10 protein-coding genes are annotated in these 12,901 nt (G+C 60.7%); 5 read left to right on the top strand and 5 right to left on the bottom strand.

All coding sequences use genetic code 11. The annotated features are described in order from the left end of the window. Positions 1–5 precede the first annotated feature (5 nt). The 4 genes from NZK35_RS19085 to NZK35_RS19070 all read right to left on the bottom strand — a co-directional run bounded on the left by NZK35_RS19085 (position 6) and on the right by NZK35_RS19070 (position 6,187). Positions 6–566, bottom strand: a complete 561-nt coding sequence (locus tag NZK35_RS19085; RefSeq protein WP_259634120.1) for a hypothetical protein — start codon at positions 564–566, stop codon at positions 6–8. Between the two features lie 354 nt (positions 567–920). Further along, positions 921–3,734 (bottom strand): Hsp70 family protein, encoded by a 2,814-nt coding sequence (locus tag NZK35_RS19080; protein ID WP_259634119.1) that lies wholly within the window; start codon positions 3,732–3,734, stop codon positions 921–923. A 27-nt stretch (positions 3,735–3,761) separates the two neighbouring features. Further along, a complete protein-coding gene (locus NZK35_RS19075; protein WP_259634118.1) occupies positions 3,762–5,606 on the bottom strand; it encodes an Hsp70 family protein in 1,845 nt (614 codons plus the stop codon). Positions 5,607–5,653: 47 nt separating this feature from the next. After that, positions 5,654–6,187 carry a DUF2760 domain-containing protein gene (locus NZK35_RS19070; protein WP_259634117.1) on the bottom strand — a complete coding sequence of 178 codons (534 nt, stop codon included), beginning with the start codon at positions 6,185–6,187 and terminating at the stop codon, positions 5,654–5,656. A 478-nt stretch (positions 6,188–6,665) separates the two neighbouring features. On the opposite strand from NZK35_RS19070, the gene NZK35_RS19065 reads away from it, so the two are divergent. Continuing rightward, positions 6,666–7,595, top strand: coding sequence for a ThuA domain-containing protein (locus NZK35_RS19065; protein WP_407699807.1), 930 nt, complete (start codon positions 6,666–6,668; stop codon positions 7,593–7,595). Between the two features lie 171 nt (positions 7,596–7,766). Here NZK35_RS19065 and NZK35_RS19060 read toward each other — a convergent pair whose 3' ends face one another. After that, positions 7,767–7,997, bottom strand: coding sequence for a hypothetical protein (locus tag NZK35_RS19060; protein WP_259634115.1), 231 nt, complete (start codon positions 7,995–7,997; stop codon positions 7,767–7,769). A gap of 200 nt (positions 7,998–8,197) precedes the next feature. On the opposite strand from NZK35_RS19060, the gene NZK35_RS19055 reads away from it, so the two are divergent. The 4 genes from NZK35_RS19055 (at position 8,198) to NZK35_RS19040 (ending at position 12,819) form a co-directional block, all read left to right on the top strand. Further along, the gene (locus NZK35_RS19055; protein ID WP_259634114.1) at positions 8,198–10,378 is read left to right on the top strand and encodes an FdhF/YdeP family oxidoreductase; all 2,181 of its coding nucleotides are present in this window, start codon (positions 8,198–8,200) and stop codon (positions 10,376–10,378) included. 121 nt (positions 10,379–10,499) lie between these two features. Further along, positions 10,500–11,861 carry a sulfatase family protein gene (locus NZK35_RS19050; RefSeq protein WP_259634113.1) on the top strand — a complete coding sequence of 454 codons (1,362 nt, stop codon included), beginning with the start codon at positions 10,500–10,502 and terminating at the stop codon, positions 11,859–11,861. Continuing rightward, positions 11,858–12,484 carry a thioredoxin family protein gene (locus tag NZK35_RS19045; RefSeq protein ID WP_259634112.1) on the top strand — a complete coding sequence of 209 codons (627 nt, stop codon included), beginning with the start codon at positions 11,858–11,860 and terminating at the stop codon, positions 12,482–12,484. The genes NZK35_RS19050 and NZK35_RS19045 overlap by 4 nt, the downstream gene beginning before the upstream one ends. A 134-nt stretch (positions 12,485–12,618) precedes the next feature. Then, the gene (locus tag NZK35_RS19040; RefSeq protein ID WP_259634111.1) at positions 12,619–12,819 is read left to right on the top strand and encodes a hypothetical protein; all 201 of its coding nucleotides are present in this window, start codon (positions 12,619–12,621) and stop codon (positions 12,817–12,819) included. Positions 12,820–12,901: the final 82 nt, after the last annotated feature.

Raw genomic sequence — 12,901 nt, 5'->3', positions numbered from 1 at the left:
ATCGATCAGGCGGCCCGTTTTCCGGCAGCCAGGCCGGGCAGCGTTTCGGTCCAGCGGCCGTTTTCCTGGGCGAACACGATGGTCTGCGACTTGCTCAAGCGAGCCAGCGCGTTGTGCTGAGCCGGGGTCGGCGGCAGCTCGGCGGACCACAGGATTAGATCGACTTGACCGTACGTTCGGACCACACGATCCAGGCCGGCGTCGATCGCCATCGGCACCAGGTGTGCTTTGGCCGGGTACTCACGCAACTGTTTGTGAAAGTCTCGCAGCGAAAGCGCGTTGCCCCCCAGTTCAAACTCATCAATCGCGATGTAATGGATCGGGGTCGAGTGGCCTTTGTGGGTCAGTGCGTGCAACATCGCCAGCGATCGCCGTCCGTCACCGACACCGACTTCCAACACCGATTGAACGGACAGCGATTCCATCCGCCGAAACAGTTTCTTGTCGTCGCGTGTGGCGGCACCTGAAATGGACTTGGACGTCGCAGCGCGAGCCGGCGCGGTCGCGGGGCGTTGCGTCGGCGGGGAGGTTTGCTGGGCGGGCTGCATGCCTGGTGCTGGATTCAAACCTGGTTCCGGGCACCCTGTCCCTGGAATCACCGTCTCTGAACTCGCACGGGCTTTTGGCGTGGCCGACTTGCCACGAATCGAATTCCAGAGTTTTCGAAGTGGCATCACACCCTCACCGATACGAGAACGCCAAACGAAACAGACCAACGACACACCGGTTTTGAATCGGCGGCGAGTGGTTCATCAATCGAAGGAAATTGTCGGGATTCGCTTTGGTGCCGGTTTGGCAAACTGTGCGGGCTGATCGCCAAGCCCGCCAAGTTCAGCTCGACGAGGAGGCCCGGACGCTAGCGCNNGCGAGCCTACGGGCCCCGGTTCTGGGCACGACCGCGCGAACTTAGCGGTATTGGGTTATCGTCCCAGTCGAATACCCAGGGGCAGCGAGTCGCCGAACACGGCGGTCTCTTCGTCACGATCCAGCGTTCCGCCTTCGGTGAGCAGGGTGACGAAGTGGCCCGCCGCGTCCCTGGACTGCAGATACCGAGCGGCTTTGTCTCGGGTCGCTGCGGCGATGTCCCGGTAGCGGTCGCCTGTTTTTCGCCCCAGTTGAACGAGTGTCAGCGGCACGTCGGATTCGGGCGGATCGATGGCGACCAGCGACTCGATCCACGATTCAACTTTGGCGACCGGGATGGTGGTATTGAGCGGGCCGTAGGCGGGTTGGCGTCCGCCGAGTCGGCCCAGCGCCCAGAGCAGTGCGGGACGCAACCGGACGTTTTTCTTGCGGCCGAATTCTTTCAAGGCGATGTCACCGAGTTCGATTTTTTGTCGCACGTCCAACCGTTCCAGCGACGCGATCAGCCGCCAAAACTCATTGGCCTCGTGCGGCTCGATGCGTCTGGACTTGCTGCGCAGCGTGGCCAGCATCGGAGCGGCGAGTTGCTGTTGTTGGCCGGCCGTCAGTCCGCCCGCGATCCGCCGCCACAGGATCATCGATTCGGTGCGTGATTGGGATGCCGGGAACGCCAACCGTCCGTGCAGCATCCGCCACATTTGTTGAACCCGCCAGTCATCCACCGCGACGCCATATCCCGGCCGCAGACAGAAGCCGGCCAAGTTCAACCAACGGGCTTCGTGGGCGGGGGTTTTTCGGCGGCCGGTTTCGGCATCGGCCAAGAATTGCCACAGTTCGCGAATCAGCGTGGGTGGCCAATCATTGCGGCTGGTTTCGGTGATCGATTCGAGTCGCTTGACGATTTGATTGGGTTTGATGTCGGCCTCGGCACCGAAGGCGGATTCGATCGCATCGGCGCAGGCTTCCACGGTTTCGCTATCGACGATCCCCGCCGTTTCGCCGCTTCCGGTATGCGCGTCTCGGTCGGTTTCCAGGGTGCTGCGGATGTCGAATTCCAATTTCCATCGTTTGCCGTGTTCGGCGTCGACGCAGTACATGCCGACCGTCCCGATCTCGCTCAACTCGGATTCCACGAACACGCTCAATTCGGTTTCTTCACGGCGTCGGCCGCGTACCAGGGCAGTGCAAATCGGCGGCAGCGCGGACATCTCGTTCGGGTCGATCGCAACCAAGTCGCCGACGCGATCAGCCAGACGTGTGCTGCTGACCCACAGCGGGAACTGCACCGGCGCGCCGACTTGCAGGTGCAGCGGATGATCATCGGCGCGGAATTGCTGTCCCGCTTCGGCGTCGCCGGGGATCAGGCACAGGGCGCGGGGCGGATCGTGTTGCACTTGCATGTAATACGAACGACCCAGATTGGCCGCGATGCGGACGCCCTGACCTCGCCGAACCATCGCGTAATAGGCGGCGCCGCGGGCGACGGCCAAGTCCAAACGCTGTGACGCGAGAACCTTGGGTTGCCAGCTTTCGCCGGGGGCTTGGAACCAGTCGCGGAGCGAATCGACGATCCGCTGTCGAATCGCCGGAGCGGCCAACACGCCGCCGTTGAACAAAACCAGATCGGGACGATCGGCCGATTCGGCGTCCTGCTCGTCGATGCCGCTGCGACGATGTTCGGAGAGAAATTCTGCCAGGTGGCGTGTGATCGCGGGGTCGGCGGCGTAGGGCAAGCCGAACTCTTGAAAACCGCTCTGTTGGCGACTGGGGCGATCGGTGAACTGGACGCGTGGAAAGAAACCGTCCAACAGCGTGGCATCAATTTCTTCGGCCGTCAGTTCGACCTGGATCGCACCGGCCAACAACTTTGCCCCTTCGGCGGCTACGTTCAGCGTGAACGAGGCTCCCCGCGCTTCGTCCAACATGGATTCTTTGACCGTGCGAGATGCTTGCACCATGCGGTCCCACTGGCTGGCCGAAGGAGGTGTGCCGCCGGAGGTCTCGTTGAGCTTTGCCTCGGCCAGCTTGGCGACCGCCAAATCCATGTTGTCGCCGCCGAGGATCAGGTGGCGACCGACGGCGACGCGGTGGAACTGAACTTGATCGTTGGACTGGCCCGCCGGCCGCACGCGAATCAGGGTCAAGTCGGTCGTACCGCCGCCGATGTCACAGACCAAGATCAACTGACCGGGCCGAACCAGGTCTTGCCAGTCGCGGCGATGGCCATCGATCCAGGCATAGAACGCCGCCTGGGGCTCTTCGATCAGATAAACACGTTTCAGCCCCGCCTGCTTGGCAGCTTTGATCGTCAATTCACGAGCCACTTCGTCAAACGACGCTGGCAACGTGATCACCACGTCTTGTTCGTGCAGGGGATGTTCGGCGAAGGCATCGTCCCAGGCTCCGCGCAGGTGACGAAGGTACTCGCTCGACGCCGCGACCGGTGACATCCGCGGCACGTCGGCATCCCCATGCCAGGGCAGAAAGTCGGCGGTGCGATCGACCCCGTCGTGGGACAGCCAACTCTTGGCGGAATTGATGCGTCGACCCGGATGCCGCGCGCCCGCATCACGGGCGAACACGCCGACACAGGACGTCGGTTTCGCGGAATCGTCGTGCCAGGGAAGCGTGCCGGCTTGTCCGCCCGCTTCGCTGGCCGTCAGCTCGTAATGAAACGAAGGCAGGGTCTCGCGTTTTTCGAGCTGACCGAGATCGACCCACTGCGGGATTCGAAACGTTTCGACCTGCCAGTCGGATGCGGACGTGTCGACGTAACACATCGCGCAGTTCGTCGTGCCCAGGTCGATGCCGACGACAAATCGTGCTGGTGTTGCGGTGGGGTCCGTTGACGTGTCGTTATGCTCAGACAAAACCTGCTTCCATCTCGTGGTAGACCGTTATCGTTTCTCGCGAACGTTGAATTCCATTTTCCACTGTTCGTCGGTGCGCGTCGAATGGCACCACAGTTCAAACATCCCCAGTTCGGTGACGCGGCTGACGAACCGCACGGGGACGAACGGTTCGCCGGAGCCCGATTCGCTGCCTGTTTCGCCGGCGGAGTCGCGCGAGAGTGTCAATTCGATCGGTTCGCTTTCGACCAGTTCGTCCGGTGTCCAACGATCCAGTTGGGTTCCGACGGTGTCGTCGCCGCGTTTGGAGGAGGCGAAAAAACGGAACCGTGCGGGCGTTCCAACGACCAGGCCGATTTCATTGCCCGGCACTTCGGCTTCGGTGCCCTCTTCCATCCCCTGTGGGGCGACGCAGAGTGCTCGTAAAGGACGCGGTGCGCCGGGGATCGCCAAGCCGGCCGTCTCGATGCCGATGTAATAGGAACGCGCGGTGCCGCCGCGGATTCGGATGCCGCCGACCTGCTTGGACCAGCCGTAGTAGGCAGCACCGAGGGCGACGGCACAGTCCAGGTCTTGCTGCTGGCCGAGTACTGTCGGCGCGGTGTCGCACCAGCTGTTGATGACGTCGCGCATCCGCGTGCGTAGCGTTTCGCTGCGGAACACGCCGCCGTTGAACAGCAGGTGGGTCAGTCCCGTGGCGCCGCCGGTTTCGGCATCACCGTTTGACGCGGGAAACGCTTCGGCGTGGTCGGCCAAGAAGGCGCTGACTTGCTTGGTGATCGCCGGATCCGCTTCGTAGGGTAGCCCGATGTCTTGGAAACCCGACGCCGTACGGCGCTCGGGACGTTCTTGGGCGGTGCACTGGGGGAAAAAGCCGTCGACGATCAAACCCTGGGTCTCGGCCGCGGTCAGCGCAGTCGAGATCGTGCCGCCGATCAACGAACTGCCTCGGCCGAGCACGGAGATCGTGTGTTCCTCGGGGCCCTCGGCGGCAAGCAATTTTTCTTTCGCATCGCGACAGGCGTGCCACAGCGAAACGCTTTGCCAGGGATCAAGATCGTGGCCCTGTTCTTGCAACCGCGTGGCGACGTGGTGGGCCAAGGCCAGGTCCATGTTGTCCCCGCCGAGCAACAGATGGTTACCGACGGCGAGTCGTTGCAGATTCAGCTCGCCACCGTTTTCTTCGACCGTGACCAGAGTCAGGTCGGTCGTCCCGCCGCCGACGTCGACGACCAACAGCACGTCACCGGCACCGAGTTGCTCGCGCCACTGGTCGGCATTGGAACCGAGCCAGTGATACACCGCCGCTTGCGGTTCTTCCAGCAAGACGAAGTGATCCGGCAAACCGGCTTCGATCGCGGCTTGACGCGTCAGCTCACGGGCGGCCGGGTCGAATGATGCGGGCACGGTCAGCACGACTTGCTGGTCCGCTAAGGGAGCTTCGGGATGGGCGGCGTGCCAGGCGGCAACCAGGTGTGCGAGGAATCGCTGGGTGCAATCAAAGGCCGACACCTTGGTCACTTCTGGCGGGGATTGCCAGGGCAGGACCGCTTCGGTGCGTCCGACGTTTCCGTGGCACAACCAGCTCTTTGCGGCCACGACGACACGTTGTGGGTTTTCAGCCGATTGCTGCCGCGCGTAGACGCCTGCGATGCCGCGACCCGGATCGCCCACCAGCGGCGTCTTCAAGGATTCGATTTCGCCCTCGCGAGGCAAATACAGAAACGACGGCAGCGACGGCCGCGATTCAATCTGACCCGGCGCGATGACTTGGGGGATCGGAAGCAATTCCAATTTCGGCTCGGATTTCTTGCCGTCCTCCGAAAGCGGCGCAAAGGCGACCACCGAGTTGGTGGTGCCAAGGTCAATGCCGATGCAATACCGTGAGCCCATGTCGAATCTACTGGTGTGAAGTCGATTGGTGTGAAGTGAACGGAGTGTTACGGGGCTTGGACTTGGGCCGCGGCGACGATGTTGGCATCGGCGGCGTCACCGGTCCACGTCGGCAATTCCAGCTTAGAAACTTCCCAACCGTGATGAACCAATTTGCCGGACGTGCCGGTGCCTTCGCCGATCCACTGATAACGGGTTGGTGAGGCGTCGGCGGCCACATCGACCATGGCGCCTTCGGCGGCATCGAGCAGGGGTTTCAGCCCCATCACCCGCTGCAGGACTCCGCCGCACTGTTGCAGACAGGGCCGTGCGGCAGCGCCGACTTGGGCGTCGGAGTATTGGCTGAGGTCTTCTTGGATCAAATCGATCAACCGGGCTTCCCGTTGCAGCGTCGCCAACAGCGTCACGGCGGGGTCGCGAAGCGTGGGTTCGGGTTGCTTCGCGACGGGGCGTTCCGCCGGTTTCTCTTCGATCGCCGGGACGCTCGGCTGCTGGCCACGCAGGATCCCATCGATCTGAGTCGCCTTTTCTTTGTTCCCCAACGCGGCGAAAAAAGCCTTCAACGCGATTCCTAAACTCATCTTGCCAACCTGCAATGAACAACGGCCTGAAAATCAACCGTTCAGCTTGGCGTTCCCGCCGAGTGCGTCAAGAGGCGGGGCGGAGATTGCGGGGGGATCGGCCGTAGCGGGGGCGTGCGGTCGATGCCACGTACTTTCGCTCTGAAGGTGTTAGCGGAACGGCGCGAGCCGTCCGGTTTTAGCGTGAAAGACCGGAGGGCTCGCGCCCTACCGCTAACAAAAGCACTCCGCTTGGCGTCAAACTAAGTGGCATGGGGCGTGCGGCTCGGAATCTCGCAGTGGCAACGAAACGACCCTCCCCTCGCTTCGCTCGACCCTCCCTGCCAGGGAGGGTGACGTCCGAAAACGGCTCGACCCTCCCTGCCCGGCAGGGTTCTTTCAAGATGTGTCGACACCGAGGCCTGGAAGTTGTTCGAGCAGGTGCAGCGGCCGACGGCAGCGATTATGTTACTCGCTCCCCGTTTCCGTCTTCTTGCGAGTGAGTCCCTTGAAATCAATCATCGCGTTTGGATTGCTGATCACGTCAGCCTTCTCGTTTGGCCTGGCACACGCCGAGACGAAAAAAATTGTTTTGGTGGCGGGCAAGCCGTCCCACCCGCCGCGGATGCACGAATTCAACGCCGGGGTGCAGCTGATGGCGAAATGCTTGTCGGGTGTGCCCGATGTTGACGTCCAGTTTGTGCTCAACGGCTGGCCGCAGGACGAAACGATCTTTGACGATGCCAACGCCGTGGTGTTCTTTATGGACGGCGGTGGCAAGCACGAAATCGTCCAGCAGGACGGACGTCGATTGAAATTGATCGACGACTGGGCCAAGCGGGGCGTGGGACTGGGGTTCATGCACTACGGGGTGGAAGTCTTGGCCGATCAAGCCGGCAACGAAATGAAGCGTTGGATCGGAGGCCATTACGAGCACCTGTTTTCGTGCAACCCGATTTGGCAACCGGCATTTGAATCCTTCCCCGAACATCCCGTGACGCGGGGCGTCCAGCCATTCGAGATCAAGGACGAATGGTATTTCAACATGCGGTTTGTGTCCGACATCACCGGCGACCGGTCGGGTGAGTCGGCGGGAATGAAGTTCGTCCCGATTCTGGTCGCCGTGCCCTCGGCGGACGTCCGCGACGGACCTTACGTCTATCCGAGAGGCCCGTATCCGCACATCCAAGCGTCCGAGGGTCGCGCCGAAGCGATGATGTGGACGGTCGAGCGTGAAGACGGCGGCCGGGGATTCGGCTTCACCGGCGGCCACTTTCACGACAATTGGGGCAACGACAACTTCCGCAAAGTCGTGCTCAACGGCCTGCTCTGGATCGCCCAGGCCGAGGTGCCCGAGGGTGGCGTCGAGTCCTCGGTTTCGGCATCGGATCTGGATGCGAATTTGGATCCGAAACGCGCCCGCAAGTGATCACGCGTCTCTGAAAGGAGATGCGGAGATGCAGGAAGAGGGTAGGAAGATTTTGAGGGTAGGAAGATTTTGGTTGTCGAAAAAAGGTTCTCCTAATCCAATTTTCCTACCTCCGAAATCTTCTTACCTTTTCTTCGACGCCAGGCAGTACGCCGGGGCTTCAACGGCCCGTTAGGTGGCTGATGGGGACGCATCGTCGGTCGGTCCGTTCGCTTCATCGACGGCCGCGTCCTGGACGCGGCGAGGCAATTCGATCACTTGTTCGCCGTCGGTCAGCGAGGAGGGGCAAACCTCTTGTTCATGGCACTGGCGGCACACCACCTTGATCGCGTCTTGGCTGGCGATCTGAAGATCGTGTTTTTCGCACAGGGCAAACAGTTCTTGCAGGTGTTCGCAGGGCATGGCTTCTATCTGGTTCGAAAGGGGGGGCGGAAACTGAACGCGAGTGGCCAATTTCCATGATCCTCCTGATCGCCCTGTGATGCAATATGTCGTGATGTCAGACGCAATCCGACGTCAGCCGACGGTCTCGGTCCCGCCGCCGGCCCATCGGTGCTAAGATTGACGGCGTCAAACCGTGATTCGTTCGAGGATTAAACGCAGTGAAAGTTGGCAGTGGTGGTGGATTTCGGGCGATCTGGTACACGTTCAAAAAGGGGCGTGAGGCGGGCGGCATTTGGAAGCTGTTCAAAGCCATGCGAACCCGCAACAGTTGCAAGACCTGCGCCGTCGGGATGGGGGGGCAAAAAGGCGGGATGGTCAATGAACTCGGCCATTCCTTTGAGGTTTGCAAGAAGAGCCTGCAGGCCATGGTCGCCGACATGCAGCCGGGGATCGATCCGAATTTTTGGAAACAGACTTCGATCGAACAACTCAAGCAGCTCTCGCCGCGCGAGCTCGAATCGCTCGGCCGATTGATCCATCCGCTCCGCTATCGGCAGGGCCAGTCGCATTACGAGGTCATCACGTGGAAGGAGGCTTTCGAAAGCATTGCGGCAAAGCTCTCGGCGACCGCGGCCGATGAGACGTTTTGGTATTTCAGTGGCCGCAGCAGCAACGAAGCCGGCTTTTTGCTGCAGTTGTTGGCCAGGGTTTACGGCACCAACAACGTCAACAATTGCAGCTATTACTGTCACCAGGCCAGCGGTGTCGGATTGCAAAGCAGCGTCGGCAGCGGCACGGCAACGATCGTCTTGGACGACCTGGAAAAAGCCGACACGGTCTTTCTGATCGGTGGGAACCCGGCCAGCAATCATCCGCGTTTGATGACCAGCTTGATGCGGGTGCGTCGTGCCGGTGGCAAAGTCATTGTGATCAATCCCGTCCGCGAAACGGGGCTGATTAATTTTCGCATCCCCAGCGATCCGATTTCGCTGTTGGCGGGCACCAAGATCGCCAGTCACTACGTTCAGCCGCACATCGGCGGCGACCTGGCGTTGTTGTGGGGGCTGGCTAAGGCGACGAAGTCGCTGGGGGCGATCGACAACGCGTTCCTGGCCGAGCACACCAGCGGGTCCAAGGAGTGGTTGGCGGCCGTCGACGAGTTGTCTTGGCAAGAGATCGAAACCAAATCCGGCGTCGCTCGCAGCGAGATCGAATCGATCGCCGAACTCTACGCCGCGTCAAAGACGTGTGTCTTCGCGTGGACGATGGGCATCACTCATCATGCCCATGGCGTCGACAATGTTCAGGCGATCGCCAATCTTGCGTTCGCCCGAGGGATGGTGGGACGTCCGGGTTGTGGCCTGATGCCGATCCGCGGCCACAGCAACGTGCAAGGCATCGGTTCGATGGGAGTGACCCCGAAGCTGAAGGATCAGATCTTTACCGCACTGAAAGACAAATTCGGAGTCCAGTTGCCCGAGACACCGGGCAAAGACACGCTGGCATGCATGGAGGCCGCCGCGAGCGGCGAGATCAAAGTCGGCTTCTGCTTGGGCGGCAATTTGTACGGATCCAATCCCGATTCCACGTTCGCCGATCATGCACTCTCGAGTCTGGAGATGAACGTGATGGTGAACACGACCATGAATACCGGCCATGCCCACGGTCTGGCGAAAGAAACGATCGTCTTGCCGGTGTTGGCGCGTGACGAAGAGCCGGCGGCGACGACACAGGAGTCGATGTTCAACTTTGTGCGGCTGAGCGACGGCGGACCGGCTCGGTTGCCCGGACCTCGCAGCGAGGTGTCTGTGATCGCCGCGATCGGTAAAGCCGTCGTGCCTGACGTGCCCGGCGTGGACTGGGATGACTTGGCCAATCCCTCGACCATTCGCAGGTGGATCGGCGCGGTGGTTCCCGGTTACGGCAAGATCGCCGAGATCGACCAGACCAAACAGGAATTTCAGATCGATGGCCGCACGTTTCACGATCCGAAATTCGGGACCGCCGACGGCCGCGGCGTGTTGCATTGCCATCGACTGCCGGATCTCAAAGGCACCGAAAACAATCATCTGCGATTGATGACCGTACGCAGCGAAGGGCAATTCAATACGGTTGTCTATGAAGAAGAGGATCTGTATCGCAATCAGGAACGGCGCGATTTGATTTTGATTCACCCGGACGACCTGAAACGATTCGGTCTGGAAAACGACCAACGCGTCACCGTCAAAAGCGAAACCGGGGCGATGAGCGGAATTCTGGCACGCTCGTATGATTCCATCCGCAGCGGGAATGCGTTGATGTATTATCCCGAATCCAATGTGCTGGTTGCCCGGCATGCCGATCCGCAAAGCAAGACGCCGGCATTCAAAGGTGTCGTCGTCGAGCTGATCGCCGAGTGACGCCGCCGAATGCTCACCACGCCGTCTGATTCCGGCCGATTTGCGCCGCCGCGGCATGCGAGTTACAATGGCAACCATGTCCTCGATTTCCGCCCCCTCCCTACCTGCTTACCCCCGCACCATGGCTCACCGACTTCGGCTTTTCCTCTCGGTCGTTTTGTTCAGCGCACTGTTTGTTCCATTCAGCTCGGCCGCTCCGCCCAACATCGTCCTGCTTCTCAGTGACGACATGGCCTGGACGGACTATGGGTTCATGGGCCATCCAGACATCCAGACGCCGAACTTGGACAAGCTGGCATCCGAAGCCGCGGTGTTTCCCCGCGGCTATGTGCCGACCGGACTGTGTCGACCCTCCCTGGCGACGTTGTTGACGGGCCATTACGCGTCCACGCATGGAGTGACCGGCAACGATCCGTCGCCCAAGTACGCTGCCCGTGATTCGGAGTTGTTTAGCCGGCAGCGTGCGCAACTGATTTCGTATCTGGATCGTTTTGAAACCGTCCCCGAAGCGCTCGGCAAACTCGGCTACCTGAGTCACCAAAGCGGCAAGTTGTGGGAGGGCAGTTACCAGAACGCCGGTTTCACTCACGGCATGACACGCGGGTTTCCCCAGCCGGGCGGGCGTCACGGCGATGACGGTTTAAAAATCGGGCGTAACGGCATCGAGCCGATCAACGAGTTTCTGGATCTGGCCGTTGCGGAGGACAAACCGTTCTACCTGTGGTACGCCCCCTTCATGCCGCACACGCCGCACACGCCTCCCCAGCGGTTGTTGGATAAGTACCGCGACGGACGACCGATCACGATTGCCAAGTACTACGCGATGTGTGAGTGGTTTGACGAAACCTGTGGCCAGCTGATGGAGTCGCTTGAACAACGTGGACTCGACGACAACACGATGATCGTTTACCTGACCGACAACGGTTGGATCCAAGATCCAGAGAAAAACGGGTATGCACCGCGGAGCAAGCAAACGCCTTATGAAGGCGGAGTGAGAACGCCGATCTTTTATTGGATGCCGGGCAAGATCAAGGCTGGCACACGACCCGAGCTGGTCAGCAGCATCGACATCTATCCGACGATGTTGGCCGCCGCCGGTGCTCCGCTGCCCGATGATCGTCCCGGATTGAACCTGTTGCCCCAACTGACCAGCGGCGACGCGATCCCCCGCGACACCCTGTTCGGCGAAGGGTTCGCACACGACATCGCGGACATCGAAGACCCCGAAGCCACCTTGCTCTATCGCTGGTGTATCGAGGGCAAGTGGAAGCTGCTGCTGACCTATGACGGGGAAGTCAATCGCTATCAGTCGACTCACCCCAGAGACGAGAAAGGGCCGCAACTGTTCGATCTGATCGCCGATCCCGCCGAACACAACAACCTGGCCAAAGAGAACCCCGAAGTTGTTGCCCGATTGGCGGAGAAGATCAATAATTGGTATCCCGTCAAACGAGCCCAAACCATCACCACGCCGTCCCCATGATCCGATCCAGGCACTTCTTTTTATCAACCTTCGTGATGCTGGTTTGTCTGGCGGCGACCGCTGCGTCAGCCGGCAAGTACAACACGGTTCTGGACATCGGCGATACCGCTCCGGCGTGGAGCGAGTTGCCGGGGACGGACGACCGTGTGCATTCTCTCGAGACGCTTGAACCGAAGAAGGTCGTCGTCGTTGCGTTCACCTGCAATTCTTGTCCCTATGCGGTCGATGCCGAAGATCGTTTGAATGCGTTGGTCGATCGTTACGAGGGCAAGTCGGTCGCCGTGGTCGCGATCAATGTGAACAAGGTCGAAGAAGATCGGATGCCGGCGATGAAGCAGCGCGCCAAGGAGAAGGGATTCAAGTTTGCGTACCTGTGGGACGAGTCACAACAGATTGCCAAAGATTACGGCGCGAAGTACACGCCGGAGTTCTTTGTGTTGGACGAGGATCGCAAAGTCGTCTACATGGGGGCGATGGATGATAGTCCCGCCGGCGACGAAGTCACAAAGACCTACGTCATCGATGCCATCGAAGCCAGCTTGGCCGGTCGAGAGGTCCAGGTCACCGAGACGATTCCGATCGGTTGCCGCATTCGGATCGAGCGGCAACGGCGAACGCGGTGAAGAAACCTCTCGGGCCAGTCGCTCAAGCGAATCGTCGACGCCCTCGGTTTCGATCGACCTCGCGACCGCGTGGCGGTGTTTGGGCCGTGTTGGGGGGCCTGGGCGGCGCCTTGTGCTTCGCGTTCTTTACGACGTTGTTGCTGCTCGTCAACGGCACCGCCACCCTGGTCCTGTTCGGCGCATTGGTCGACTCCGACCCGTCGTGGGCGGATCGCAAAGGGGTGATGCAATTCGGGCTCTTTGCGCTGCCGTTGGCCATGCTCGTGGTGGAATGGTTGATCTGGGACGTTTTGTGCGGCTTATTGCGGCGCGAATCGGCGGATGAGGATCGATGAATGCGACTTGTCCGGCGTTTTTTGGGAGAGACATCCAGACGCAGGCCATTCGTTGAATCGGGGCGATGGGGGCAGAACGATG

The sequence above is a fragment of the Stieleria sedimenti genome (assembly GCF_025060895.1).
Lineage (GTDB): Bacteria > Planctomycetota > Planctomycetia > Pirellulales > Pirellulaceae > Stieleria > Stieleria sedimenti.
This window is presented reverse-complemented; position numbering and strand designations above follow the sequence as displayed.

What these genes read in the sequence shown, in the direction of transcription:
- NZK35_RS19070 (WP_259634117.1), bottom strand. Translation starts at nt 6,187, where the DNA reads ATGAGTTTAGGAATCGCGTTGAAGGCTTTTTTCGCCGCGTTGGGGAAC.
- NZK35_RS19050 (WP_259634113.1), top strand. Translation starts at nt 10,500, where the DNA reads ATGGCTCACCGACTTCGGCTTTTCCTCTCGGTCGTTTTGTTCAGCGCA.
- NZK35_RS19075 (WP_259634118.1), bottom strand. Translation starts at nt 5,606, where the DNA reads ATGGGCTCACGGTATTGCATCGGCATTGACCTTGGCACCACCAACTCG.
- NZK35_RS19045 (WP_259634112.1), top strand. Translation starts at nt 11,858, where the DNA reads ATGATCCGATCCAGGCACTTCTTTTTATCAACCTTCGTGATGCTGGTT.
- NZK35_RS19060 (WP_259634115.1), bottom strand. Translation starts at nt 7,997, where the DNA reads ATGCCCTGCGAACACCTGCAAGAACTGTTTGCCCTGTGCGAAAAACAC.